The following is a 25,999-nucleotide window of genomic DNA, read 5'->3' as shown; positions in this document are numbered from 1 at the left end:
CGTGCTTTTAGTATGGCTAACCTTTACCAATAGTTGTCTTCGCCATCGCTATGACTTATTCGGTACATAAGGACGGTAAATTTACGCTCAAATAAAAGGATACTGACATGAAATCCGCATTACTCTTAAGCCTTTGTTTATTCACTCCACTCGGCTTTGCAGCGCCAAGTGCTATCCCACTTAATGATGTGCGTATTACCGCCGGCCCTTTTCTGCATGCCCAGCAAACCGACTTGCACTACATCATGTCGATGGATCCCGAACGGTTATTAGCGCCCTATCGTAAGGATGCGGGTATAGTGACCACGGCTGAGAATTATCCGAATTGGGAAGATACGGGTTTAGATGGTCATATCGGTGGGCATTATCTTTCAGCACTCGCGCTGATGTACGCGGCAACGGGCGATAAAGCGGTACTCGATAGACTCAATTACATGGTGGTAGAGTTAGAAAAGTGTCAGCAAGCCCATGGTAATGGTTATCTTGGCGGTGTGCCTAATAGCCGTCAGCTATGGCAGCAAATTGAGCAAGGTAAGATAGAGGCGGATTTATTTACCCTTAACCAAGCTTGGGTACCTTGGTATAACGTCCATAAAGTGTTTGCAGGCTTGAAGGATGCCTATCTGTACACCCATAATCCCACAGCTAAAAAAATGCTAGTGAATTTCGCCGATTGGATGCTGCATTTAAGCAATAAGCTGAGCGACGAGCAGCTGCAACTTATGCTGCGCACCGAATACGGTGGTTTAAATGAAACTTTAGCCGATGTTTACGCTATTACAGGGCAAGAGAAGTACTTAACTTTAGCTCAGCGCTATACCGAACAATCTTTGCTACAACCTCTTTTGCATCATCAAGATAAACTCACAGGCTTACATGCCAATACGCAAATTCCGAAAATCGTCGGCGTTGCCCGCATTGCCGTACTGAGTCATAACAAGGCCTGGTTAGACAGTGCCGATTACTTCTGGCAGCAAGTTGTGCATAAACGCACGGTATCCATTGGCGGTAACAGTGTGCGGGAGCATTTTCACCCCAGTGAAGATTTCAGCAGTATGTTGGAGTCGGCCGAAGGGCCCGAAACCTGTAACACGTACAACATGCTAAAGCTGTCCAAGCTACTGTATGAAAACAAGCTACTCGATGAAAATAAAGCCGATTTAGCTTATATCGAGTACTACGAGCGCGCCCTTTATAATCACATTCTGTCGTCTCAACATCCTGACAACGGCGGCCTTGTGTACTTTACGCCGATGAGGCCCGATCACTACCGCGTCTATTCCTCTGCCCAGCAAAGCATGTGGTGTTGTGTCGGCTCTGGGATTGAAAATCACGCTAAGTACGGTGAACTCATCTACGCCAGCGAGGGCGATGATTTCTATGTGAATCTTTTTGTCGATTCCAAGGTGCATTGGCAGGCAAAAGGCATCACTCTGACGCAGAAAACCTCGTTCCCAGATACTAATACTTCAGAAATCAATGTAGACAAGGATGCGCAGTTTACCCTTAATGTGCGATACCCGCAGTGGGTGCAACATAATGACCTGACGCTGAGTATTAATGGTCAAGCGCAAAAGTTTAACGCCGTTGCAGGCCAATACATCAAGCTCAAACGTCAGTGGCATAAGGGCGATAAGATTAGTATCACCTTACCCATGACTGTGACGTTAGAACAAATACCCGATAAAAGCTCTTATTACTCAGTCCTGTATGGGCCGATTGTTCTGGCGGCCAAAACACAGCCGATTGCCAATGAATCCTTAAACTTTATCGGTGATAGTAGCCGCATGGGCCACATTGCCAAAGGCCCTATGTGCGAACCCGACCAAGCGCCGATTTTTATTAGCGATGGCACCGCATTTTTGCAGCAGATCACCCGCTTGCCGTTCAGTGAACTTAAGTTTTCTACCGGCAAGGCGCGGATGAATCAGGCTAAGCCCTTAGAGCTGATCCCCTTCTTTCGCCTCCACGACAGTCGTTACACGGTTTATTTTGGGCAAAGTGCGCCTAATGAGTGGCAACAGCGACAGCAAGCCCTGAGTATGAAATCTCAATTTGAAGCTAAGCTTGCGGCGCAAACTCTCGATTTAGTCTTGCCCGGTGAGCAACAACCTGAAGCCGATCATTTCTTTAAGGCATCCAAGAGTGAAGCTGGACTCAATGGCACCCGCCATTGGCGCCACGCCCACGATTGGTTTAGTTATCAGTTGAATGCAAAAGGAGAAACCGCACCGATATTAAGGCTCACCTACTTCGGCTTAGATACAGGCCGAGAGTTTGAGATCCACATTAACGGCAAGAGACTCACAACAGTGACATTGAGCGGAGAAAAAGGCGCAGACTTTTATAGCCAAGACTACCCTATTCCCGACGAAATGCTGAGCGCCCCCACTCAGCCCTTTACCGTTAAGTTTGTCGCTAAAGCCGGCTCGATTGCAGGTGGTTTATATGAAGTAAGATTACTGCAGTCCACTGAACATCTGTAATAGTGTGAGAGTAATAAAGTCTATGTCACAAATCGTTACAGTGGATCAGACTTGCCTAGTCTGCTTCACGGGCTGAACCCACTCATTTCACGTTAGCTTTTGGCTAACGTGTTTTTGCCCAAAACGGGGTTTCGATAAATAGTGTGCTTGTAAAAATCGAACACTCAGTAAAATCGGCGTTTATAGTTTATTTTAGAGTTGCTTCCAACATAGCCCTAACATCGTTAGTTTCCCGCAAACGTTTTACGCCAAGCACTTGGGCTAACTTGAAAACGTTGATTAAAATGTTGTCTGAATGACGTTGCGGTTTGAAAACCCATCATTTCAGATACCTTTTCGATAGAAAGTGACGTACTTTCAAGAAGTTCAATGCTTCGTTGTAGACGAGCGTTAATAAGCCATTTCCCAAATGACATACCGGTAGCATTGTTGAAATGTCGAGTAAAGGTACGGCGACTCATAAATAATCGCTCTGCTAAATCTGCAATGGAATGTTGTTTGTCGAGGTTTTCACGTAAATAATCCAGTAACCGATTGATCTCAGCATCTTGAGTTGATTTTGGGATAGGTTGTGCAATAAATTGCGCCTGACCTCCTTCTCGGTGTGGTGGTACAACTAAGATACGTGCAACTTTATTCGCTATTTTTGTCCCATAGAAAGACCTCAAAATATACAAGCAACAGTCTAAAGCCGCAGCAGTACCAGCAGATGTGACTATATGGTCACTCTCAACATAAAGTGCATTTGTATTTAGCTTTATATTTGGGAAGCGAACGGTAAAATCGTCCTCTGCCATCCAGTGAGTCGCCGCTTCTTTTTCATCTAATAGTCCTGAGTAAGCTAACGCATAAGCGCCATAGCAAAGCCCTACTACCATTGCCCCTCTCTCATGGGCTCGAACCAGTGCTTTAGATAAATTAGGTGCTGGTGCACTGTTTAGCTCATGCCATCCAGGAATGATAACGATATCAGCCAATTCCAATAACTCTAGCCCACCATCTGGTTGTATCGTTATCCAATTATCCGCATGTTGTTGCTCACCATCAACTGACACAATTTTTAAATCAAAAATAGGTTGGCCATCTGGCATCATCGAAAACACGGCTTGAGGTACCGCAACATTGAACGCACTGAAATGGGGGTAGAGAACTAAAGCTACTATTGGTGTTTGCATATGCAAAGTGCTCACTTGTAAACGTTATATCACTATTTGGCCTAATTGTTTCGAAGTTTGTCATTTGGGTCAATGTTTATACTCATAAGTACCAAGGATAATGGCTACATTAATCAACAGCCAAAGAGATACACTATGAAAAGCAAAGCTATCAGTACACTACTCACCTTAGGGTTTGCATCTATCATTAATAGTACCAATGCATTAGCCGAATCGGTTCCAGTTCTGCATGCAGAATCACAACAGGTACACTTTCAGCATATCCGAAATGCAACATCAAAAATTACATATGGTAATACCACATTTTTGATCGACCCTATGTTGTCAAAGAAAGATACCTATCCAGGCTTTGCAGGTACTTACCGTAGTGAAATACGCATACCGATGGTCGATTTACCCATGACAGCTAAAGCTGTAATTGACAATGTAGATGCCGTTATTGTTACTCACACACATCTTGATCATTGGGATGATGCAGCACAAAGTGTAATTCCTAAAACGCTGCCTTTATTTGTTCAAAATGAAGAAGATGCAAATACTATTCGCGCTCAAGGCTTTAAAGATGTGCGCGTGTTAGGCATTAAAACTCAGTTCAATGGCATTAGTTTAACCAAAACAGGTGGGCAGCATGGCACGGATGAAATGTATGCAATCCCAGAGGTAGCTAAACTGTTAGGAGAAGCTATGGGGGTGGTGTTACAAGCAGATAATTACAGTACTGTATATTTTGTCGGTGATACCATTTGGCGTAATGAAGTAGAAGATACGTTACGTCAATTTAAGCCTGAAGTCGTTGTTCTTAACACGGGTGATGCTCGTTTAGACAGCCTTGAAGGTTCTATTATCATGGGGGAACAGGATACACTTCGGGCTATTAAACATGCACCTCAAGCTAACATTGTTGCTGTACACATGGATACGGTCAATCACGCAGCATTGACTCGTAAAGAGCTCAGGGAGTTTGTGAAAGAAAACGGTATAGAAAAACAAGTATTAATTCCTGAAGATGGTGAATCGTTGAAGTTGTAATATAGCTTCTTGATTAATTAGTTGTGGGTGAAGAATAAACGGGATAAGTGAGTACTCGAAGTAGCGAGTGAATCACTCTACGGTAGTCTGATTCACTCGCTAGCATGAATGTAATATTATGGATTTCAATCTCTAAAACAGTGGCCAAATTTTGTTGGTCACTACATAGGTGAGTGGATACCATGGAAAGCCTGTATGAGTTAAACACAAAAATTCTAATATCTGCATCAGTCTGTGCTCACTCAAGGTTATTTTAACTCCGATTATTACTGCTTATGCCGCTTTATAAGTTATAAAAATTTTGAGGTTCACTTAGCAAACGTTTGCGCATCGCTGAGCTCATTATCAAACTGTGGCATGCCATCTGTTGACCAGGATATCGCGCGATAATAGCTGTGGCGATTGCCGTCGGTGAGTGGCGTTCCTTGTAGTTCAAGGTAATTGCGGGCGTGGTAGAACATTAACTCCGTCTTACCGTCTTCTGCCAGTACAAAGCTGTTGTGCCCAGGGCCAAAACGTTTAAGCACTGGATTACTGCTAAATACGGATGTGGGTGCTTTGTGCCAGCTATTGGGATCGAGGAGATCGGCCGTTTGATCCGCCCACAGCAAGCCCATAGCGTATCGATCATCTGTGGCGCTAGCGGAATAGGTCACAAAGACTTTGCCATTTTTAATGAGCACGGCAGCGCCTTCGTTGACTTTAAAACCTAATCTTTCCCAGTTGAGCAAAGGTTCGGTGATGATGGTTTCCTGTGCTGACGCCTGTGTCGGCGACACCATTTTGGCGATCACCAATCCCGTGTTGTAGCTTTTAGCCTCATCTTGCTGCGCCCAAATAAAATAACGCTGTTCGCCTACTTGAAAGCTGGTGGCATCTAAGGAAAATGCATCGTGCGCTGTCTTAAGGCGTCCGAGTTCCTGCCACTCACCCGCCATCGGATCATCACCATTTAAGCCTAATACAAACATACGGTTATGAAAACGCAGGTCTTTATCACTGGCGGCATAATAGATATACCAATGGCCATCAATCTTATGTAGTTCGGGCGCCCAAATGTCGATGCTCATGGGCCCAGACTCATGCTTACGCCAAATGATCTTAGGCTGTGCTTGGCTCAGAGCCTGAATCGTAGCAGCATGGCGCAGTTCTATTCGATCAAATTCAGGTACAGAGGCGATAAAGTAATAGCTGCCATCGTCGGCTTTAATTACCCAAGGATCGGCGCTGCGGGCAATAAAAGGCGCGTTTTGAACAGTGGATTTGGTATTTTGTGCGGTAATGGCCTGATGAACGACAGCTTTATGCTCAAGTACAGGCACTGCATTCGCAGGGCCTGCCATACAAACCGACAGCGCAATTGACACCGCCAGTGCCGAAAAACGGCTTGATTTAGGGTGAATTTGATTAGCGTTACCATGTTGGGAGCTAGCATGCTTATAGCTAATAGGTTTAGAGCGAGTCATTGAGGTTAACTTATCCATGGCTAGATTTACGTCCATTCAAGAGTTTTTGTAACACGATGAAGAAAAATAGTAATAATCCAATCACTATCTTGGTCCACCAACTGCTGAGCGTGCCATCGAAGGTAATGTAGGTCTGGATCACGCCCATTAAAAACACCCCAAGCACAGTACCTAACACAAAGCCCCTACCGCCGGTAAGTAAAGTGCCGCCAATCACCACAGCGGCAATGGCATCGAGCTCGACTCCAATCGCTCCGAGCGCATAACCGGAAAAGGTATAAAAGGTGAAGACAATTCCCGCCAAGGTTGCGAGAAAACTACTGAGCGCATAAATACTGATAGTGGTTTTCGCGATAGAAATCCCCATTAACTCTGCCGATTGCGCATTACCGCCAAGGGCGTACACATTGGTTCCGAAACGGCTGTAGTGCATCATGACGGCAACAATGATGAAAAACAGAATAAAAATCAGTGAGCTGATATCAAGCGAACCATGACCGGGCAAGGCAATGCTCAAATCAGCAATGGCATCGTAAAACGGATGATCAATCGCGATTGATTCTTCACTGATGGTGGTTGCCATGCCACGTGCTAAAAACATCCCCGCCAAGGTCACAATAAAGGGTTGAAGCTTATAAACGTGGATAATGCTGCCCATCAAGGCACCAAAGAGTGTGCCAAGGGGCAAAACCAGTGCAAATGCGAGCAGTGGATGCCAGTGATATTCGGTAATTAATACACTGGTGAGCACGCCACTTAAGGCAATCACTGAGCCTACGGATAAATCGATGCCTCCAGAGATGATCACTAATGTCATCCCGAGTGCGGTGATCAGTAAAAAAGCGTTATCACGGAATAAGTTAGTCACGACTCTGACACTGGCAAAGCCTTCAAACTGCATTGAACCTATCAAAAACATCACCAGCAGCAAGGAGGCGGTGATCCATAGGGGTATAAAACGTTTAGCGATCATTTTTTGTCTCCAGCCTTGTCACTGTTGAAGGTGCGAAGTTTGAATAATCCCGATAGCTGACGTCTGAATTTCTCAGACTGCAGTAACAGTACACTCAAGACCACTATTGCTTTGATCAACAGGTTAAATTTGGCAGGTAAACCGCTGACGATAATCGTAGTGGCTAAGGTTTGGATGATCAGTGCGCCGATGATCGACAACACGAGTGAGAAACGCCCACCGGTTAATGCTGCGCCACCAATCACTACAGCTAAGATGGCGTCGAGCTCAAGCCATAAGCCCGCATTATTAGCGTCTGATCCTTGAATATCGGCAGTGCTTATCATGCCGGCTAACGCTGCGCATAATCCGGCAATGGCATACACGAACAGCTTGATGGATTTATCATTAATCCCAAGGTAACGACTCGCTTTGGCGTTACAACCTACGGCCTCAATAAAAAGTCCCAAAGCGGTTCTGCGCAGCAATAATTGGGTCAGTAGCAACATGCCAATGACAATCCAAATCGGCATAGGTAAGCCTAAAAACTGCCCAACACCGATTGCCGCAAATGCTTCATGTTGAAAGGTAATGATCTGCCCCTGATTGATTAGCTGAGCGACGCCGCGCCCAGCAACCATGAGCAGCAAAGTCGCCACAATAGGTTGGATCCCTAAAAAACTGACCAAGGCACCATTAATGCAACCCGCCGCGAGGCCAACCATCAAACCCGCCAATACCACTGTCACTAAGCTAATATCCGGCACCAGCAAAAGGTTAGCGCAGACCGCGCCTGCGATTGCCATCACAGCACCAACAGAGAGGTCAATCCCACCTGTGGCAATGACTAAACTCATGCCAATCGCGAGCAACGCTACCGGCGCACTGCGGTTTAAAATATCAATCAAGGAGCCATAAAGACGGTCATCTTGATAGGTTAAATGGAAAAAACTGCTGTCGATAAACAAGTTAACTAGCAGCAGTAAGGCTAACGCTAATAAAGGCCAAAGATAACGACCGAAGGACTTTGACTTACCCGCTTGATAACGGTCTGTTTTTTCTTTGGTCATTGTTTGCTGGCTATTCATAGGTAAAGCCTCCGGCGACATCATTTCTGCTGAGCTTTTCATTTATCCCTCCGCAATGGCTTGCATAACGTGTTGTGAGGTGAGTTCTGATCCCGTTAATTCACGCACCGCATAACGGTCGCGCATCACCACGACTTTGTTGGAGAATGCGACAAGTTCATCTAATTCGGAGGAGGCAACGAGCAGCGACATACCATCGTCACACAGGGATCTAATCAGTTTGATAATTTCGGCATGGGCGCCGATATCGATACCGCGGGTTGGTTCATCGAGCACTAACAAAATCGGTTCGATGGCAAGCCAGCGCGCTAAGATCACTTTCTGCTGATTACCGCCACTGAGCTGCTCTATGGGTTTGTCGGCATCGGGCGTGGCGATCTGCAATTTATCGATAAAGAACTGGGCAATTTCCTCTTGCCTTGCTTTCGATAAACAGCGCCACCATCCTACTCTCGCCTGTAAGGCTAAAATGATGTTCTCGCGAATGGATAAAGGCCCAATGATGCCGTCAATTTTGCGATCTTCAGGACAAAGTGCGATCCCCGCATGAATGGCATCTACAGGTTGTGAAAGGTTTAGTTTTTTACCCGCTAAGTGAATGCTGCCGCTTTCAAGCAAATCCAGTCCAAAAACTGCATTGCAAACTTCACTGCGCCCTGAACCTAACAAGCCAGCAAGACCCACTGCTTGACCTTTAGGTACCGTGAGCGTCATGGCTTGAATGGAGCCTTTAACGGACACGCCCTCAAGGGAAAGAAGTACCGCTGAAGTACCCTTTGCTGGATTATCTTCAATCTTTTTATCAACCAGTTGCTCTAGCAATGAACGCCCGAGCATAGCTTCAATCAATTGGGATTGGGGTAACTCAGCTGTGAGATATTCACCAATAAAACGACCGTTTCGCAGTACAGTGATGCGGTCACTTATCTGATAAACCTGATCGAGAAAATGGGTGATAAACACTATGGCCACACCCTTTTGCTTAAGTTGATTCAAAATGCCAAACAGCACTTGCACTTCGTCCGCATCAAGGCTGGCCGTTGGCTCATCTAATACCAACACTTTGGCTGAGATGGCTACGCCACGGGCAATGGCGATAAGCTGTTGTACGGCTATAGAGTATTGCGACAGGGGCGCGGTGACATCAATATCTAGCTTAAACTGAGTCAACACGCTGCGGGCATCGGCATACATCTTGTTAAAGTGAATTAACCCGAAACGTTTAGGCTCATGGCCCAGAAATAAATTCTGCGCCACGGAAAGATTCGGAACCAGATTCACTTCTTGATAAACCGTGCTGATCCCGATTTTCTGTGCCTCAATCGGCGTACAAAAATGTTGTTTTTCACCCAGAAAAACAATATCCCCGCCATCTTTGGATTGTGCCCCTGTCATCACTTTCACCAGTGTGGACTTACCCGCACCGTTTTCGCCCAAGAGGGCATGAACTTCCCCTGAATATAAACGTAAACTCACCTCTTCTAGCGCTTTCACGCCGGGGTAATGCTTACTGATATTCTGCAGTTCTAAGATAAGGCTCATAGCTTGTCTCCCCAAGAAACGCGTTATCGTCGATTAACGCAGGCGACGTTTTTCATATTCAGCGGCGGCGGTTTCTTGGGTATAAACATCACCCGTAGTGCTAATCAGTTTAGATTGGTCTTTTTTTCCCTTAAGGAATGCATCGATAACATCAAAGGCTGGTCCGCCTAAATAGGGGCTCAATTCTACTGTCGCATTGGCCTCCCCATAGGCCATGGCTTTGAAGTAATCCGGTACGCCATCAACCGAAACAATCAAGATATCTGTCCCCGGTTTTAGTCCAGCTTCTTTAATGGCTTGCACGGCGCCAAGTGCCATTTCGTCGTTATGTGCCCAAACGGCGCACAGTGCTTGGCCGTTTTGTGCTTTAAGGAAACCTTCCATCACTTCTTTACCCTTAGCACGGGTAAATTCACCCGTTTGGCTGCGGACAATCTTGGCATTGGGGTAATTTGCGATAACGGCATTAAAACCGGCGGCACGATCGATGGCGGCAGTGGCACCAACAGTGCCCTGTAGTTCGGCGATATCGCATTTTCCTTGGGTTTTATCCATTAACCATTGGGCGATTTTGCTGCCTTCTTCGGTAAAGTCAGAGGCAATGCGGGTCAGGAATAATGAATCGTCATCGACCTTAATATTACGGTCAACGATAACAACAGGAATGTGGGCACGTTTGGCTTCTTTAAGTACCGGTTTCCAACCCGTTTCGACCACTGGCGCAATAATAATGGCATCGACGCCTTGGGCGATAAAGCTACGTACGGCTTTGATTTGGTTCTCTTGTTTTTGCTGTGCATCGGCAAATTTTAAGTCAATGCCCCTTTGCTTGGCTTCTGCTTTTACTGCCTCGCTGAAGCTAGTTCGCCAACCGCTTTCTGACCCTACCTGTGAAAACCCGACAGTTGTCGCGAATGCGCAACTGGCACTAACTACCCATAAACTGAACGCTGAAACTAGTTTAAAATTTTTCATTATTATTCCCTTTCAAAATTTTAGTGACAAAAATCCCCAGACCTTCTTAATTCAGAAGATCAAACTTAAAACGTTTCGTTATTTACTGGTTATAAAATTTATAAAGCTCAGATGTTTTTAAATGTGTGTACCGTAATTTGTTTGTACAAGGTATTGGCTTCTAGGATCACAGTCGGAAAATGATCAATATTAACGGCGTTTGGATAGCCATGGGTTTCTAAACATAAACCGCGATATTGAATTAATGGCTGACCGTGATTATCGAAATGCGAGCCATCTAAAAAATTTCCGCTATAAAATTGTAATCCTAGTTCTGTCGTACTTATTTCCATTTCACGTCCTGAAATAGGATCGACCAAATTAGCAATGACGTTTAAATTTGATGTGCTACTGTATTTTTTATCCATGACAAAATAATGATCATAGCCATTATCTAAGGTATGAATATCACGTAAAATCATTTTAGGTTGTCTAAAATCAAAGGCGGTATTCTCTACTTGGATTAATTCACCCGTAGGAATTTGCTCTGCATCTAAGGCTAAAATATGTTTTGATTGGAGTTGCAAAGAATGGCCTAGTATTCCGTTTTGTTTATCGGAGGCTAGATTCCAATAAGTATGATTAGTTAAGCAAACTGGCGTTGTTTGATCCGATTTTGCTTCATAGATAATAGTTAACTCATTGTTTTCATTTAATCTGTATTCAACTTTTATCACTAGCTCACCTGGGTAGCCTTGGTCACCATCAGGACTGATTATGGTGAAGCTTGCCGCGACAGCATCTTGGTAGCGCAGAGTTTCACATTGCCAGAGACAATGGCTTAATCCTTGGGCGCCGCCATGAAGTTGATTATTACCTTCGTTTGGCGTTAATTGAACGTGTTTGCCATTGAGTGAGAATTGAGCACCGCCTATTCGATTCGCAACGCGGCCTGCAGTAATACCAAAATAATAAGGGTTTTTTGCCCAATCTTGAATGTTTTGGTAACTCAAACTTAAATCAATCGGTTGTGCTTCTTTGTCATGAAGTTTAACCGACCAAATGCTCGCGCCATAATTAGATAATAATACCTCCAAACCATGGCTATTGGTTAAGGTGATTAAATGCAACTCTCCAGGAAATGCGGCATGAGTTAATTTTTGCGTTGATATTGAGAGTTGCATAACGGTAGTGTCACCTTTTAGTATTTAAATTTTTATCAGCAGCACTCCTCGCCTATCCACGCGTAATAAATAACGACTTAATGAACCACAAACGGTATTGTTAATGACTAAATCCAACCACCATCAACGATAAAGTTTTGTGCAGTGCAGAGTTTGCTATCATCTGAAGCCAAAAATAATGCCATGGCTGCGATATCTTCTGGCATCACATAGTCTTTGATACATTGATTATCTTCGATATGTTTTGCCGTATCTTTATCTACCCAGTGGGTTAATTGACGTTTAGTCATCACCCAGCCTGGCGTTAGGGTATTAATTCGAATTTTATCTTTACCTAAATCTGCGGCGAGTCCTCGGGTCAATCCCATAGCGCCGGCTTTAGAAGCGGTATAACCCGCCATGCCAGACTGACGATTGTGCCAACTCATCGAGCCTAAGTTGATCACTGAACCACCACCGAGGCGCTGCATTTGCTGCCTAACAGCTTGAACCGCAAAAAAGTAATGCCGTAAATTGGTGTTTATACAGTGATCCCAATACTCGGGCGTCACTTCATCTATGCTATGACGTTGATCGCAGGCGGCGTTATTGATTAAGACTGAGATCGCCCCTAATTCTTGTTCTACTGTTGCTAACACAGTTTTTAGTGCGTCGATATCAATCAGATCGCAGGGATAAAACTTTAAGACTGCATCAGCTTGGTTGGCCAATAAGCTGTTAACCAGTTGATTTGACTCATCCACAAGAATGTCTACAAATGCAACCTTTGCACCCTGCTCTAAAAAAGATCTCACTAAGCAGGCGCCAATACCCGTACCGCCACCACTGATAAAAATGGTCTTTCCTTTTAAGCTCGGGTACTGATTACTCAACTTCATAACTCAACCTTTTTTTAAAATAATTATTTGGTTTCATTATAAAAGAAAAAGGCGCCATGTTTAATGGGAATGTGCCGGAATATCAGCACCTCGACATCCCACTAGAAAATCAAAGTCACAACCTTCGTCCGCTTGCAGCACTCTTTCTTTAAAAAGAGACAAATATCCAGTGCCGATGGGAGCGGGTTTCACCGAGGCTAACTTAGCCAATCGATTTGCTAATTCGTCAGCGCTGATCTCAAGTTGCAGAATACCCGCAAAGGTATCAAGCGTGATCATATCGCCATTTTGCACCGCCGCTAAGGGACCTAAATCCTGCGCTTCGGGTGCAACATGCAAGACTACAGTGCCAAATGCGGTGCCACTCATGCGCGCATCGGAAATCCTGACCATATCTTTAATGCCTTTTTTCAATAGCTTAGGTGGCAATCCCATATTACCTACCTCCGCCATGCCCGGATATCCCTTGGGGCCGCAATTCTTGAGCACCATAATACTGGTTTCATCAATATCCAATTCTGGAGAGTTTATACGAGCGTTATAGTCATCAAAACTCTCAAAAACCACAGCTTTACCACTGTGTTTCATTAAATGAGGACTGGCCGCCGAAGGCTTGATTACTGCGCCACGGGGAGCAAGATTTCCCCTTAATATCCGAATTCCGCCATTTACCACTAAGGGCGCATCGATGTTCATGATGACCTCTTCGTTGTAGCAAGGCGCATCCATTACATTTGCCCACAGGGTTTGGCCGTTCACTGTTAAGGTGTCTTTACTCAATAAATCATGATTAAACAGCTGCTTTAACACCGCTGGCAAACCTCCTGCATAGTAAAAGTCTTCCATCAAGTACTGACCTGAAGGTTTTAGATTCACTATGGTGGGCACATCGTAGCCGTGTGACCAATCGTCCAATGACAATTCAACACCGATACGACCTGCTATCGCTTTTAAATGGATCACTGCGTTGGTCGAGCCGCCAATCGCCGCATTGGTTTTTATCGCATTGATAAATGCCTCGCGGGTCAATACTTTCGACAGCGTTAAATCCTCATGCACCATGTCGACAATACGCATGCCAGACATGTGGGCCAACACATTACGCCGTGAATCTACAGCAGGAATGGCGGCATTTTGGGGTAAACTTGTACCTAAACTTTCCGCCATGCAAGCCATAGTTGATGCTGTGCCCATGGTATTACAGGTACCCGTTGAGCGAGACATATCGGCTTCGGCGTTCATAAACTCAGCCAGACTGATATTGCCTGCTTTATATTCTTGGTGCAGTTCCCAGACTAAAGTGCCTGAGCCCACATCTTTACCTTTATGCTTGCCATTGAGCATAGGTCCGCCAGTGACGACTATTGTCGGCAAGTTACAACTGGCGGCGCCCATCAATAATGCGGGTGTGGTTTTATCGCAGCCAACCAACAAGACAACACCATCGATCGGATTACCGCGAATCGCTTCTTCAGTATCCATCGCCGCTAAATTACGTGTCAGCATAGCGCTTGGGCGTAAATTGGATTCGCCATTGGAAAATACGGGGAATTCAACCGGTATTCCCCCTGCCTCACGTATACCATTTTTGACCCTTTGTGCTAAATCGCGCAGATGGCCGTTACAGGGTGTGAGTTCTGACCAAGTGTTACAAATGCCGATCACAGGCTTATTTTGAAAATGATGCTCGGGTATGCCTTGGTTTTTCATCCAGCTGCGATACATAAAGCCATTCTTGTCATCACTCCCAAACCAACTCGCCGAACGAAGTGCTTTTATTTTTTTATTATTCATTTTCACACCTTCGTTATAACAATCTGTGCCTTAGTGAATGCACTCGGTTACCGCATTGACACTCACCTCGCCACTGTATGCCGCTCTGCCCTCGCCCAAAGTGGCAAAAAGGCAGTCGTTAATCATTTGTGCTTTAAAGATTGCTAGTGGGTAAAAGTATTGGTATTACTATAATACTAAAATGTCAAAAAACAATAGAGGAATTATGAAAAAGGCACTTTTGAGTATTTGTTTAGTATTCAATTCGGCGGCATTTGCCGCTAATCCTGTGTTCCCCGAGGTGTTTACTGCCGATCCTGCCGCTATGGTCCATCGGGATACTGTGTACCTTTATACTGGGCATGATGTGGCCAAAGACAACAAAACCTTCTTTGAGATGCACGATTGGCTGGTCTTTAGTTCAAAGGACATGCTGAATTGGACTGAACACGGCAGTAAGTTAGCGGTTAAGGATTTTAGGTGGGCAAAAGGCGATGCTTGGGCAAGCCATATAATTGAAAAAGAAGGTAAGTTCTATTGGTATGTTACAGCAAGACACGCCAAGATTAATGGCTTTGCGATTGGTGTGGCCGTTGCAGACAGCCCATTAGGTCCTTTTAAGGATGCGCGTGGTACGGCACTGATCACCAATGATATGACAACCGATACAGACATCGACTGGGATGATATCGACCCTGCGGTATTTATTGATGATGATCAGCAGGCCTATATTTTTTGGGGTAACTCAAAGCCACGTTATGCCAAACTAAAGCCTAATATGATCGAACTCGATGGCCCGATTCACGCTATTGATGTGCCTAATTTCACCGAAGCGCTATGGGTGCATAAAAAGGATAAAACCTATTACCTTTCTTATGCCTCAGGTTTCCCCGAAAAAATCGCCTACGCGACCAGCGATAATGTAAAAGGCCCGTGGAAGTACCAAGGCATACTGAATGAAGTGGCGGGTAACTCACCAACAAATCATCAAGCGATTATTGAATTTAAAGGCAAATCTTATTTTATCTACCATACCGGCGCCTCGCAAAATGGTGGCGGCGAGTTTAGACGAACCGTTGCCATCGACCCGCTTTATTACAATGAAGATGGCACGATTAAGCGTATCCAGATGACGACGGAAGGCATTACTTCGGCGCAGTAATACTCTGATGATGGCTAATATGGTGCGAGGACAGTTGTAGAAACTAAAAAGGTGAGCCGAATATCGGCTCACCTTTTTGTTGTTCACCAAGCATGTGCGTGATGCTATTTGTGCTCGATATTCTTCTTTAGCGTATCTTGGGAGGTCGAGAGCAGTTTATTCATTTCTGCTTTAGCACGTTCACTGTCCCCTGCTTCAATCGCAGTATAAATGGCCTTGTGGCCTGGCAGTGATTCGAGGAAATCATCTTGGATGGTACTACTTAATCTAAAAATTTCGAGTAAAGCTGACTGAATTGATACGCCTAAAGAGACCATAAACTCATTGTTGGTTGCATCTAAAATCGCCATGTGGAAATCAATATCCGAGGTATAGACCTCATCTGTGCCCACTTGCGCCGCTTCCATCTTGGCATAGGCTGCCGCTATGATTTCAAGTTGCGCTGGGGTACGTTTTTTCGCGGCAAGTTCGGCAGCAGCGGGCTCAAACACCTCACGGATTTCATACAGCGACGTGTAAAATTCAGGCGAGGGTTTAGATTGAGAAAACCAATTTAAAATCACGGGATCGAACATATTCCAATGGCGGCGCTCACGAATACGGGTGCCCAGTTTGGGACGCGATTCAATTAAGCCCTTTGCGGTCAGCACTTTAAAGGCTTCTCTGAGCGAAGTGCGAGACACCTCAAGTTCTTCACAAATGGTGTTCTCATTGGGAATATATTCACCAGGAGCATAAAATCCGCCAACAATACGCGAGCCAAGTTCGCTGGCCACCCAGTTGTGGATATTCTGCGGTCGGTTGTTTGCCTGATTTGCCATTGCGCCCTCTTATGTCCCGATATAGCCGAACAGAATCTAAAATAACTCGCTAAAAAAGCCGAAATTGATCAAATGTTATGATACTACCTTTCCTTAAAAACGTAACAGGTAATTTTCATAAAGCCAAGAATTTATGAGGGTTTCGCGCTAATTCATCCTTTCGCCGTCACCCCACTCTCACGCTTTTCTTTACACTGTAAGGCTGCTAGGGACAGGGTTAATTTACCTGTTACGGCTCATTTTATGCCTATATTCGACAGGTTTCAGCGAGATGACTCCGTTAGGAAATAATCGTTTTTAATATCAAAATCGATCAAGACATCGACCACAAACATGCCCGCTGATTGTGCTGCTTGAATACCTGCTTTCGCATCTTCAAACACGATACAACGCTCAGGGGCAATCCCCATCAACTCGGCGCAGCGCAAAAATGTATCTGGTGCAGGTTTGGGCGCGACGACTTGGTCGGCACCAACCACATAATCGACTAGCTCGAGTAAGCCGCACAGGGTTAAAATCTCAACCGCTTCCTCAGTATATGCGCCTGTACCTACTGCCATAGGGCGCTTGCCCTTATTTTGCTTGGCAAATTCGGCTAAACGGGTTGGCTTAACATAGAGGTGCATGGTTTCACGAACCAAGGCTTCTTTATAGTCATTCATTGCTTCACATGTTGCGGTCGGTGTTACACCAAAATGGGCAATTAAGATTTCAAGGGTGCCAATTGTCGGCACGCCTGCTAAGGATCGCATTAATGCGCCATCAATAGGGATCCCAAAGTGGGTTAATGTTTTTCGCCACGCCTGTTCATGCAGCTGGCCACTATCGACCAAGGTGCCGTCCATATCGAAAATAATGCCATCAAAATCTGCGTACATACTGCTTTCCCAACCTTTAAGACTGAAATAAATTGACCAGCTCAACTCGTCTGACGCTCACACATTAACGTGCATAAATTGAAAAGCCGCCCTGAGGCGGCTTTGCACTATTAGCTTGAGATTATAGTCCTCTTGCTAGACCGTAATATACGGAATTCTGGCGAAGCTCATTTTTAAACTGACGAATACGAGTATCAGCATCGATGATCACCAGTTCAGCCCCCGCCATTTCTGCAAAGTCGACTATGTTGTCAGTGCTGATGGCTTGGCTATAGGCTGAGTGATGCGCGCCGCCCGCGTGTATCCAAGCTGCTGCAGCAATAGACAGATTTGGACGCGGCTCCCACAGTGCCGAGGCAACGGGCAGATTTGGCAATTCCTGTGGCGGTGTCACTGTATCTAATTCATTGAGAATAATACGGAAGCGGTTACCAAGATCGATAGTCGATACGTTGATGGCAGGTCCTGCTTTACCAGTAAACAGCAGCCGCGGTATATCGCAGCGCACACCAATCGTATGACGGTGTACTTCTAAACGTGGTTTAGCAGCGGCAATAGACGGACACACTTCAAGCATGTGCGCGCCGAGCACTTGGTCTGTCACGCCAAAGTTATAGGTGTAATCTTCCATAAAAGAAGTGCCACCGGTGCGGCCTTGGCCCATGACTTTCATGATGCGTACCATAGCGGCGGTTTTCCAATCGCCTTCGCCGCCATAACCGATTCCGTTTGCCATCAAACGTTGTGTCGCTAGCCCTGGTAAACCTGTCATGCCAGTTAAGTTTTCAAAGCAGTTAGTAAAGGCACCAAACTCGCCATCTTTTAAGAATTGGGTTAAGCCCAGTTCGATTTGCGCTTCTTTTCTTAAGCGGTCAAGTTGGTATTCATCGTTAAACAATTCATTACTAATGACATATTCACTCGCGTAGCGGTCGATTTGAGCCGTGATATCATTTTCGCTAATGGCATTAATTGCATCATTTAGCTCACCTAAACTGTAGGCATGCACTTCGTAACCGAATTGAATCTGCGCCGCTACTTTATCGCCTTCGGTCACTGCGACTTGGCGCATATTGTCGCCAAAGCGTGCAATACGAAGATTTTGGCTTTCGTTCCAACCAGCCGCAGCACGGCACCAATCGTCCACTTGGGCTTGTACATCGTTTGTTTGCCAATGGCCTACTACCACTTTGCGCTCTTTGCGCATGCGGGTGCCGATATAACCAAACTCGCGGCAACCGTGGGCACTTTGATGGGTGTTCATGTAGTGCATGTTAATGTCGGCCCAAGGCAGCTCGGCATTAAACTGAGTATGCAAATGCATAAAAGGTTTGCTGAGTTCATTCAAACCCGCGATCCACATTTTAGCAGGCGAGAAAGTGTGCATCCACAGGATAACGCCTACACAGTTTTCATCACTGTTGGCCGCTTGGCAAACAGCATAGATTTCGCGGGGTGATTTAACCGTAGGTTTATAGACGACTTCCATTGAAATTGCGTCTGACTGATTAAAACCGTGGACAATTTGCTCACTATTTTTTGCCACTTGCTCCAACACTTTAGGCCCGTATAAATCCTGCGAACCGGTCACAAACCACACTTGCTTTTGTTTGAATGCTTTCATATTGCTCTCTACCCTATAAATTTGATGATGCTGGTAACGTGAAGCTGATTGATTTTGGGCACTATTTACTCTGAACATTGTTTTGGCCGTAATAGGCGTCTTTACCGTGCTTACGTAAGTAATGTTTATCAATAAGCTCTTGTTTTAATGGCGTGATACTTGGCGACAAGGTTTTGGTCAGATAAGCCATTCGCGCGATTTCTTCGAGTAGTACAGCGTGATAAACCGACTTTGCCGCGCTGTCTCCCCAAGTGAATGGCGCATGCCCCGCTACGATTACCATAGGTGACTCGCTTGGATTTCTGTCGGCGAAGCAATCGAGAATTTGTACGCCTGTTTCTTCTTCGTAATTGCGGCTGATTTGGTCATCACGCATCACAGCTGTGCATGGGATCTCGCCGTAAACATAATCGGCTTGTGTGGTACCCAAACAAGGAATGGCGATTTGCGCCTGCGCCCATGCAGTTGCATAAGTCGAATGTGTGTGGGTGATGCCGCCAATACTCTGCCATTGACGGTATAAATAAGTGTGCGTTTTGGTGTCGGATGATGGACGTAAACGCCCTTGGACAATTTGGTTTTCAAGATCGACAATAACGATATCTTCGGCCTTGAGATCCTCATAGGGCACACCGCTCGGCTTAATGCCAATTACACCGAGCCTGCGATCAACTTGCGACACATTACCAAAGGTGTAAGTCACTAAATTGCGCTTCTCAAGCTCCATATTGGCTTCATAAACTTCGCGTTTCAGTTCAAGATATGACATGTTATTTCGCTCCATCAACATAATGCCCTAGGGCTAAATACGCTTGATAAAGCGCTTGGTATTTTTCAGCATTGGCAGGATTGGGTGCATAAGTTTTGGCAACATTCGAGGCCATCACGGCTTGCGCACTTAACACATCGGGATACACGCCTGCAGCGGTTGCAGCATAAATTGCAGCGCCCAAGGCACAGCTCTGCTCGCTTTCCAGTACGTCGATGTTGCAATTCCACACGTCAGCGCAGGTTTGCATAATGAAATCTGACTTTTTAGAGATACCGCCAATCGTGACGACTTGATCGATTCGCACGCCCTCTTCCTTAAAGCGTTCGATGATGGCTCTGGCGCCGTAGGCACTGGCTTCGACTAATGCTTTAAACACTTGCGGTGCATGGCTGCCCATGGTTAAGCCGCTTATCGCCATAGACACAGATTGGTCTGCATCGGGGGTACGGCGACCGTTAATCCAGTCGAGCGCGACTATGCCAGTGTCACCCACGGGAATAGTTGCTGCAGCATTACCCAGCTCAGTTAAAGTCTCATCCTCGAGCTGTGCAATCAGTTTGGCTTTCACTTCCTCGTCAAATAACGCAGAAGTATTGATATGTTTGATCGGCCAAGTGGTGAGGTCTTTAAACCAAGCGTAAAGATCGCCAAAGGCTGACTGCCCTGCTTCAAGACCAATTAAACCTGGCATGACTGAGCCATCGACTTGACCACAAATGCCTTTAATACAGCGCTCGCCAATGTCTTCATAACTGGCAACTGTGATATCGCAAGTCGACGTGCCCATCACTTTGGTAAGTACGCCCTCCTTCACATTGGCACCCACCGCACCCGCGTGACAATCGAACGCGCCGAACGACACGATAACGTCGGTTGATAGTCCAAGATTGGCTGCCCACTCGGGGGTTAAGGTGCCGCAGACTTTATCTGAGGTGCAGGTTTCAACGGGTAAGCGATCACGAATTCCGTCCAGTAATGGATCGATAGCAACAAAGAATTCATTGGGCGGATAACCGTTCCACGACTCGTGCCACATGACTTTATGGCCTGATGCGCAGCGACCCGCCTTGTATACCTTAGGGTGAGTGGTGCCTGTCATTAATGCTGTGATCCAATCACAGTGCTCGACCCAGCTGTAAGCTGCTTGTCTCACTTCAGTGTCATGGCGCAGTACGTATAAGGCTTTGGCCCAGAACCACTCAGATGAGTAGATCCCACCTTCATATTTAAGGTAATTCTCTTTGGCGACTTTAGACGCAGCGGTAATTTGCTGGGCTTCAAGAATCGCGCTATGGTCTTTCCACAGTAAAAACATCGCATTAGGATTAGACGTAAATTCTTCTTTTAGCGCTAATGCCACGCCAGCTTCATCAACAGCAATCGGTGTTGAGCCTGTCGTGTCAAAGCTTAGGCCACAAACGTTTGCCGCTGCGCCTGCGGGTGCTTTAGCCCAAAGTCCTTGTACAACCTCAATTAAACTTTCAATGTAATCTAAAGGATGTTGCCTGAATTGATTTTTAGCTGGGACGCAATACAGTCCCTTTTTCCAGCGTGGGTAGTACACCACATTGGTAGCAACTTCAGCGCCGCTTTGTGTATCAACCAATAACGCGCGAACAGAATCAGAGCCGTAATCCAGCCCTAACGCGTAAGACCCTAAAACATTAGACATTAGCATCCCCGTACATTGAACTCTGCAATCAGCCATGTGATCACAAATATTGTGAATATCATTTAGTACTACAATACTACTATAGCTTAATGGTATTACAATATTATTTTTATCAAAGAATGATAATTTTTTTAACATCAGAAACTAATTCAACAAATGATGGTTGTGTCTAGAGTGATTTGTATCGATACACTTTTAAGATGAGAAGGAGGATGTATGTGATGAAAATAGTATAAATATATTAACTATATCAATATTTTAGGCATTGAACTTGGCTAGGCTACGTTCGGTAAGGTGAGCCAACATCAACAGGTTAATCAAATTTGCAAGAGTGATAATCTTAGAGAATAGATGATATTGTGAATTGGTGAAAAATGTAACAAATACGGATCATATACCGATATATAGAACTTCAGCCAACATGGCTGCATCGTTACTGATTTGTTGTGCGTGCTCAGAATGAAATAGGTCAGCAAATAAGCTGTTAGCGTATGTGCGTTGAAAATCAATTAATGACAAAGACTAAACGTTAGCTATCCATCTACTGCATTTATATACGTTTGGTTTGTTAGTTAATGCACAACCGTGATACTGCTCTGCATACTCGGCCACAATTTAAACATTATTATCTAAACCATCATGAACAATAGCATTATCAATACAATCTAAGCGCACCTTGTTATTTTAAGAGTTCTGCCTGCCCTTCCTGATTAGGTTCAATATCTAAAAAGTGCCTCATTCTGGCACTGCATATAACAACACCTTTAAACACGCTGCTTGAGTATTTATTTTTCATCATCTCACACCCTCAACAATATAGTTAACTTACTATATTATAATGCTTATTTTTTAAAATATATGGATTTAGTGATTTTTGCCGAAGTTAACACAAAACTAAATATTGCTATTTATGTTAATTAAATGCATAAAAAGACGCTTTTAGGTGTTTAATGTATTGGTGTCACGGTACAAATGAGACGGCTTCTTTCGTAAGCCGACTGTCAGGCAAACCAAACATGTAGCACTTAGGTCGATATAGGGCATGGCCATTATCTGGCATAAAGCCGATGTAATTTACTAGTAGGAGTTATCGATGAGTCATTCCCTTTCTAAAGAGAGTTTTATCGCCCAAGTGGCCCAGCGCAACCCTAACCAACCAGAGTTCATTCAAGCCGTAAATGAGGTTATTACTTCTATCTGGCCATTTTTGGCACAAAATCCTGGTTACCTGCAGCATGGGCTGCTAGAACGTTTGGTTGAGCCTGAGCGACTTGTCCAGTTTAGAGTGAGTTGGGTCAATGACCTAGGTCAGGTACAAGTAAATCGCGGTTATCGCATCCAACACAGTTCGGCCATCGGCCCCATCAAAGGTGGTATGCGCTTTCACCCTTCGGTAGATCTCTCTGTGCTCAAATTTCTTGCTTTCGAGCAAACCTTGAAGAATGCCCTAACGACCCTGCCCATGGGCGGAGGCAAAGGTGGCAGCGATTTCAATCCCAAAGGTAAAAGTGAGGGTGAAGTGATGCGCTTCTGCCAAGCACTGATGTTGGAACTCTATCGTCATTTAGGCGCCAACACTGATGTACCCGCTGGCGATATCGGCGTTGGTGGGCGCGAAGTGGGCTACATGGCCGGTATGATGAAAAAGCTTACCAACAGCGCCGAATGTGTATTCACTGGTAAGGGACTTTCCTTTGGCGGCAGCTTGGTACGCCCGGAGGCCACGGGTTATGGCCTACTTTATTTTGTCGAGGCCATGTTAGCTAATCAGGCTCAGTCACTGGCTGGCATGACGGTCTCAGTATCGGGATCCGGTAACGTGGCACAATACGCTATTGAAAAGGCGATGGAATTGGGGGCTTGTGTCATCACCGCCTCAGACTCGGATGGCACTGTCTACGATCCGTCAGGTTTTACCCCTGAGAAACTCGCCAGACTCATGGAGTTAAAAAATGAGCAGCGTAAGCGTGTAGCTGATTACGCCTTCGAGATGGGATTTGAATACTTTAGTGATCGCACGCCTTGGCATCTGCCTACTCAAGTCGCGCTGCCTTGTGCCACCCAAAACGAATTATTGGAAGAAGATGCCGTCGCGCTCATTGCCAATGGCGTACTAATGGTAGCCGAAGGGGCAAATATGCCGAGCAGCGCCGAAGCAATAAAAGCCTTCCACGCAGCCAAGGTGTTATTTGCGCCAGGTAAAGCCGCCAATGCTGGTGGAGTAGCAACTTCTGGGTTAGAAATGAGTCAGAATGCTCAGCGTCTCTCTTGGAGTCGAGAAAAAGTTGATACTCGTCTAAAGAAGATAATGCAAAGTATTCACGCAACCTGTGTGAATTACGGCATGGACGAAGAAGGCCATGTGAACTACGAGGATGGCGCTAATATTGCTGGTTTTGTCAAAGTCGCTGATGCCATGTTGGCACAGGGTGTTTACTAATCCGCCAGCTTGATGAGTAAGCATGCTAGTTTGAATAACTGCTAGTAAAACTAAGGTGCTGCCTGTGGCCTTAACTCGCTGCTTATTATGAGCAAGGATATTTTGATGTCAGCAGATAAATAAAGAGCATGCGACGTCTCCGTATGATTAGTTATCTGCAATTTGTAGCGCGAAATAAGTACATATGTCTCAGTCATCCGTTTTGGGTCTGAGAAAATGATTTTTCAAATGCCAGAAGCAAAAAAGCCATTGATAATCAATGGCTTTTTTGCTTTCGAATATGGCGAAGGAGTAGGCGTTTGAATCCAAACTCTTGAATTAAATAATCTTTTATTTTCAATTTGTTGCGTCTAATTCCCCATGAGAAATCTTGCAATCGCTTACTGCGATTGACTTTACTGTTGAATGTGTAAAAAATCAATATTACGCAATGAATCACAGCAACGATTAATTGTAAAAGTGTGGTTCTCATTTCAAATGACTTTTTCTCACTTCGCGACTCTGATTTTTTTATGGTATGTTCACAATCATTAGCGTTTGCTCGAGGTGTTAGTTTTACATGTCTTGATGCTTAGTTATGACTCCCCTAACCTAATTAGATAATATTAGTTTCATCACTGAATTTTACTCAGTTAACGAATTATTTTAACAGACGCTTGAGCTGCGCACTGGAAACGTGGAAATTAACTATAAATAGAATATCAAACACTCTTCGAAGTAATTTTTTATACCTATCTCACCTTTATTTTGGATTAAAGATATAAAGTAGCTTGCTGATAAAACACTATACTTCTCCCCGAATGTTTGTGGAGAGATTTTTAAGTTAGAAACGCACCTCATTATTACCAAGCATAAATATTGGGTAATAATATCTATTCTCAATAAGCCTGTATTTTACTATATGGTTAAAAATTAAATGCACAATATCACTAGATATTGTTGTTATATAAATCACAGTTATAAATTAATTTAATAAATAGCGTTTAAAATAAATTAACATTGATCTGGGTCAATGTTTTATTCCTTATATTTAAACCATAGATCTCGATCACAATTGTTATTATTCAAAATTTTATTATTGGAATAATAAACTGCTTACCAATAAACTACTACTTATTAGGTACTCATTATTAATAAGGCAGGTAATACTATGAACGTATGTAAGCAGATCATGTTTATGCTTTCACTCATAGTTTACGGATGTGCATTTAATGCAATTGCAGCTCCGTGGGACAATCTCAGCTCAGAACAACTTGAATTGCAACTAAATGAGAAATTTTCCGAAGGAAAATATTCTCCTAAAGGTGCGGATAGTTGTTTAGTCTGTCACCGCAAGAATGAAAAAGTGATGGGCCTATTTGACGGTGTACATGGTCAAACTAATCACAATAAATCGCCTATGGCGGGCTTACAGTGCGAAGCATGTCACGGCCCACAAGGTAATCATAATCGTGGTGGTAAAGAACCGATGATTGCCTTTGGGAAAGACAGTAAATTATCCGCTCCCACCCAAAATACCGTTTGCCAAGGGTGCCATAATGACCCAAAACAGATGGCGTGGCATACCAGTACCCATAACTTAGAAGAAATCGCTTGTAGCGATTGTCACACAATTCATGCAGCTAAAGATCCCGCACTGGATAAGCTGAGTGTAAATGATACTTGTACCTCATGTCATACCCAAGAAAAAGCTGACATGAATAAGCGGTCATCACATCCAATGAAATGGAATCAGATGACTTGCATCGATTGCCACTCTCCTCATGGTTCAATGAGTGAAAGTGCACTGATCCAACCCACAGTTAATGATACTTGCTACAGCTGTCATGCTGAAAAACGTGGCCCCTTCTTGTGGGAACATGCTCCTGTAACAGAAAACTGCGTCTCGTGTCATAACCCCCATGGCAGTGTAAATGAAAATATGCTTGAAAGCCGTGCACCACAGTTATGTCAACAATGTCATGCCGATGACGGTCACGCCAGTCGTGTTGTTCCAGAACCGGGTATGGATGCATTTGGCGGTGGTAATAGTTGCTTAAATTGTCACAGCAAAATTCATGGTTCGAATCATCCAGCGGGCAGTTTGTTGCAACGTTAATGGAG

Annotated in this window: 19 protein-coding genes; 5 read left to right on the top strand and 14 right to left on the bottom strand. The window is 44.7% G+C overall.

Going from position 1 to position 25,999, the window contains the following annotated elements; genetic code table 11:
* The first annotated feature begins 107 nt into the window (after positions 1-107).
* Entirely contained in the window at positions 108-2,486 is a 2,379-nt protein-coding gene (locus ACRN9H_RS08915; RefSeq protein ID WP_432313359.1) for a beta-L-arabinofuranosidase domain-containing protein, read from the top strand.
* A 224-nt stretch (positions 2,487-2,710) separates the two neighbouring features.
* Here ACRN9H_RS08915 and ACRN9H_RS08910 read toward each other — a convergent pair whose 3' ends face one another.
* Positions 2,711-3,661, bottom strand: a complete 951-nt coding sequence (locus tag ACRN9H_RS08910; RefSeq protein ID WP_432313358.1) for a GlxA family transcriptional regulator — start codon at positions 3,659-3,661, stop codon at positions 2,711-2,713.
* Between the two features lie 135 nt (positions 3,662-3,796).
* Here ACRN9H_RS08910 and ACRN9H_RS08905 point away from each other — a divergent pair, with 135 nt between their 5' ends.
* Entirely contained in the window at positions 3,797-4,690 is an 894-nt protein-coding gene (locus tag ACRN9H_RS08905; protein ID WP_432313357.1) for an MBL fold metallo-hydrolase, read from the top strand.
* A 308-nt stretch (positions 4,691-4,998) separates the two neighbouring features.
* Here the strand turns inward: ACRN9H_RS08905 and ACRN9H_RS08900 are convergent, their stop codons facing one another.
* The 8 genes from ACRN9H_RS08900 to ACRN9H_RS08865 all read right to left on the bottom strand — a co-directional run bounded on the left by ACRN9H_RS08900 (position 4,999) and on the right by ACRN9H_RS08865 (position 14,548).
* Positions 4,999-6,174, bottom strand: a complete 1,176-nt coding sequence (locus ACRN9H_RS08900; RefSeq protein ID WP_432313356.1) for a glycoside hydrolase family 43 protein — start codon at positions 6,172-6,174, stop codon at positions 4,999-5,001.
* Positions 6,167-7,129: a galactofuranose ABC transporter, permease protein YjfF gene (gene yjfF / locus ACRN9H_RS08895; RefSeq protein WP_432313355.1), complete on the bottom strand. Its 963-nt coding sequence runs from the start codon at positions 7,127-7,129 to the stop codon at positions 6,167-6,169. Before yjfF ends, ACRN9H_RS08900 begins: the two co-directional genes overlap by 8 nt.
* Complete coding sequence (locus tag ACRN9H_RS08890) at positions 7,126-8,238, bottom strand: ABC transporter permease (RefSeq protein ID WP_432313354.1); 1,113 nt, start codon at positions 8,236-8,238, stop codon at positions 7,126-7,128. The genes yjfF and ACRN9H_RS08890 overlap by 4 nt, the downstream gene beginning before the upstream one ends.
* Positions 8,239-9,738, bottom strand: coding sequence for a sugar ABC transporter ATP-binding protein (locus ACRN9H_RS08885; RefSeq protein WP_432313353.1), 1,500 nt, complete (start codon positions 9,736-9,738; stop codon positions 8,239-8,241). It lies immediately after the preceding gene.
* A gap of 33 nt (positions 9,739-9,771) precedes the next feature.
* Complete coding sequence (locus tag ACRN9H_RS08880; RefSeq protein WP_432313352.1) at positions 9,772-10,713, bottom strand: ABC transporter substrate-binding protein; 942 nt, start codon at positions 10,711-10,713, stop codon at positions 9,772-9,774.
* A gap of 107 nt (positions 10,714-10,820) precedes the next feature.
* Positions 10,821-11,876: an aldose epimerase family protein gene (locus tag ACRN9H_RS08875; protein WP_432313351.1), complete on the bottom strand. Its 1,056-nt coding sequence runs from the start codon at positions 11,874-11,876 to the stop codon at positions 10,821-10,823.
* 107 nt (positions 11,877-11,983) lie between these two features.
* Positions 11,984-12,754 (bottom strand): SDR family NAD(P)-dependent oxidoreductase, encoded by a 771-nt coding sequence (locus ACRN9H_RS08870; RefSeq protein WP_432313350.1) that lies wholly within the window; start codon positions 12,752-12,754, stop codon positions 11,984-11,986.
* A 60-nt stretch (positions 12,755-12,814) separates the two neighbouring features.
* Complete coding sequence (locus tag ACRN9H_RS08865) at positions 12,815-14,548, bottom strand: IlvD/Edd family dehydratase (RefSeq protein WP_432313349.1); 1,734 nt, start codon at positions 14,546-14,548, stop codon at positions 12,815-12,817.
* Positions 14,549-14,753: 205 nt separating this feature from the next.
* On the opposite strand from ACRN9H_RS08865, the gene ACRN9H_RS08860 reads away from it, so the two are divergent.
* Positions 14,754-15,689, top strand: a complete 936-nt coding sequence (locus tag ACRN9H_RS08860) for a glycoside hydrolase family 43 protein (protein ID WP_432313348.1) — start codon at positions 14,754-14,756, stop codon at positions 15,687-15,689.
* 104 nt (positions 15,690-15,793) lie between these two features.
* On the opposite strand, the gene ACRN9H_RS08855 is transcribed toward ACRN9H_RS08860, so the two are convergent.
* The 5 genes from ACRN9H_RS08855 to ACRN9H_RS08835 form a co-directional block, all read right to left on the bottom strand.
* Positions 15,794-16,510, bottom strand: coding sequence for a FadR/GntR family transcriptional regulator (locus tag ACRN9H_RS08855; protein ID WP_126491924.1), 717 nt, complete (start codon positions 16,508-16,510; stop codon positions 15,794-15,796).
* Positions 16,511-16,773: 263 nt separating this feature from the next.
* Positions 16,774-17,388, bottom strand: a complete 615-nt coding sequence (locus ACRN9H_RS08850; protein WP_432313347.1) for a beta-phosphoglucomutase family hydrolase — start codon at positions 17,386-17,388, stop codon at positions 16,774-16,776.
* Between the two features lie 121 nt (positions 17,389-17,509).
* A complete protein-coding gene (gene araA, locus ACRN9H_RS08845; protein WP_432313346.1) occupies positions 17,510-19,012 on the bottom strand; it encodes an L-arabinose isomerase in 1,503 nt (500 codons plus the stop codon).
* Between the two features lie 61 nt (positions 19,013-19,073).
* Positions 19,074-19,781, bottom strand: coding sequence for an L-ribulose-5-phosphate 4-epimerase (locus tag ACRN9H_RS08840; RefSeq protein ID WP_432313345.1), 708 nt, complete (start codon positions 19,779-19,781; stop codon positions 19,074-19,076).
* 1 nt (position 19,782) lies between these two features.
* On the bottom strand, positions 19,783-21,456 hold the full coding sequence (locus tag ACRN9H_RS08835) for a ribulokinase (protein WP_432313344.1): 1,674 nt from the start codon (positions 21,454-21,456) through the stop codon (positions 19,783-19,785).
* Positions 21,457-22,549: 1,093 nt separating this feature from the next.
* Between ACRN9H_RS08835 and gdhA the strand changes: the two genes are divergently transcribed.
* Both gdhA and ACRN9H_RS08825 read left to right on the top strand, forming a co-directional pair.
* Entirely contained in the window at positions 22,550-23,896 is a 1,347-nt protein-coding gene (gene gdhA, locus ACRN9H_RS08830) for an NADP-specific glutamate dehydrogenase (protein WP_432313343.1), read from the top strand.
* A gap of 1,171 nt (positions 23,897-25,067) precedes the next feature.
* The gene (locus tag ACRN9H_RS08825; RefSeq protein WP_432313372.1) at positions 25,068-25,994 is read left to right on the top strand and encodes a DmsE family decaheme c-type cytochrome; all 927 of its coding nucleotides are present in this window, start codon (positions 25,068-25,070) and stop codon (positions 25,992-25,994) included.
* Positions 25,995-25,999 lie beyond the last annotated feature (5 nt).

Origin of the sequence: Shewanella sp. MF08487 (assembly GCF_050848685.1) — a bacterium.
Lineage (GTDB): Bacteria > Pseudomonadota > Gammaproteobacteria > Enterobacterales > Shewanellaceae > Shewanella > Shewanella glacialipiscicola.
Note: the sequence above shows the minus strand (reverse complement) of the source record. Positions and strands in the feature narration are given on the sequence as shown.

What these genes read in the sequence shown, in the direction of transcription:
- ACRN9H_RS08885 (WP_432313353.1), bottom strand. Translation starts at nt 9,738, where the DNA reads ATGAGCCTTATCTTAGAACTGCAGAATATCAGTAAGCATTACCCCGGC.
- ACRN9H_RS08850 (WP_432313347.1), bottom strand. Translation starts at nt 17,388, where the DNA reads ATGTACGCAGATTTTGATGGCATTATTTTCGATATGGACGGCACCTTG.
- ACRN9H_RS08865 (WP_432313349.1), bottom strand. Translation starts at nt 14,548, where the DNA reads ATGAATAATAAAAAAATAAAAGCACTTCGTTCGGCGAGTTGGTTTGGG.
- ACRN9H_RS08835 (WP_432313344.1), bottom strand. Translation starts at nt 21,456, where the DNA reads ATGTCTAATGTTTTAGGGTCTTACGCGTTAGGGCTGGATTACGGCTCT.
- ACRN9H_RS08905 (WP_432313357.1), top strand. Translation starts at nt 3,797, where the DNA reads ATGAAAAGCAAAGCTATCAGTACACTACTCACCTTAGGGTTTGCATCT.
- ACRN9H_RS08880 (WP_432313352.1), bottom strand. Translation starts at nt 10,713, where the DNA reads ATGAAAAATTTTAAACTAGTTTCAGCGTTCAGTTTATGGGTAGTTAGT.
- ACRN9H_RS08840 (WP_432313345.1), bottom strand. Translation starts at nt 19,781, where the DNA reads ATGTCATATCTTGAACTGAAACGCGAAGTTTATGAAGCCAATATGGAG.
- yjfF (WP_432313355.1), bottom strand. Translation starts at nt 7,129, where the DNA reads ATGATCGCTAAACGTTTTATACCCCTATGGATCACCGCCTCCTTGCTG.
- gdhA (WP_432313343.1), top strand. Translation starts at nt 22,550, where the DNA reads ATGAGTCATTCCCTTTCTAAAGAGAGTTTTATCGCCCAAGTGGCCCAG.
- ACRN9H_RS08890 (WP_432313354.1), bottom strand. Translation starts at nt 8,238, where the DNA reads ATGAAAAGCTCAGCAGAAATGATGTCGCCGGAGGCTTTACCTATGAAT.
- ACRN9H_RS08855 (WP_126491924.1), bottom strand. Translation starts at nt 16,510, where the DNA reads ATGGCAAATCAGGCAAACAACCGACCGCAGAATATCCACAACTGGGTG.
- ACRN9H_RS08860 (WP_432313348.1), top strand. Translation starts at nt 14,754, where the DNA reads ATGAAAAAGGCACTTTTGAGTATTTGTTTAGTATTCAATTCGGCGGCA.
- ACRN9H_RS08870 (WP_432313350.1), bottom strand. Translation starts at nt 12,754, where the DNA reads ATGAAGTTGAGTAATCAGTACCCGAGCTTAAAAGGAAAGACCATTTTT.
- ACRN9H_RS08915 (WP_432313359.1), top strand. Translation starts at nt 108, where the DNA reads ATGAAATCCGCATTACTCTTAAGCCTTTGTTTATTCACTCCACTCGGC.
- ACRN9H_RS08875 (WP_432313351.1), bottom strand. Translation starts at nt 11,876, where the DNA reads ATGCAACTCTCAATATCAACGCAAAAATTAACTCATGCCGCATTTCCT.
- araA (WP_432313346.1), bottom strand. Translation starts at nt 19,012, where the DNA reads ATGAAAGCATTCAAACAAAAGCAAGTGTGGTTTGTGACCGGTTCGCAG.
- ACRN9H_RS08825 (WP_432313372.1), top strand. Translation starts at nt 25,068, where the DNA reads ATGTTTATGCTTTCACTCATAGTTTACGGATGTGCATTTAATGCAATT.
- ACRN9H_RS08900 (WP_432313356.1), bottom strand. Translation starts at nt 6,174, where the DNA reads ATGGATAAGTTAACCTCAATGACTCGCTCTAAACCTATTAGCTATAAG.
- ACRN9H_RS08910 (WP_432313358.1), bottom strand. Translation starts at nt 3,661, where the DNA reads ATGCAAACACCAATAGTAGCTTTAGTTCTCTACCCCCATTTCAGTGCG.